1 protein-coding gene is annotated in these 306 nt (G+C 34.3%); it reads left to right on the forward strand.

The genetic code is table 11. The annotated features are described in order from the left end of the window. Positions 1 to 227 precede the first annotated feature (227 nt). The coding region (locus NE591_RS16410; RefSeq protein WP_371130629.1) for an NAD(P)-binding domain-containing protein at positions 228 to 306 on the forward strand (79 nt) is incomplete at its 3' end.

The raw sequence follows: 306 nt of genomic DNA on the forward strand, positions 1-306 counted from the left end.
TTTTTTCATAATATTTGGTCAGATTTTGCGCATTCAGTAAAACAGACATGATTTTATTCTCCTTGTTTTTATTAAGCTTGCTCTTATTATACAGAGGGCCGTAAAATAATGAGTGAGTAAAAAGCGCATAATTTGTTTGTATAAAGGGTGAAAGAGGTTTAAAATAAAGGTGTAATTGAGTTTTGAGGTTTACAATTTAAAAATAATTGAACGGACGGAGGATTAAAATGAAAGATACAATTGGTTTTATTGGATGCGGCAATATGGCTCAGGCCATGATTGGCGGTGTGGTGAGCAGCGGTCTCT

The sequence above is a fragment of the Adlercreutzia sp. DFI.6.23 genome (genome assembly GCF_024462535.1).
In the GTDB taxonomy this organism is placed as follows: domain Bacteria; phylum Actinomycetota; class Coriobacteriia; order Coriobacteriales; family Eggerthellaceae; genus Adlercreutzia; species Adlercreutzia rubneri.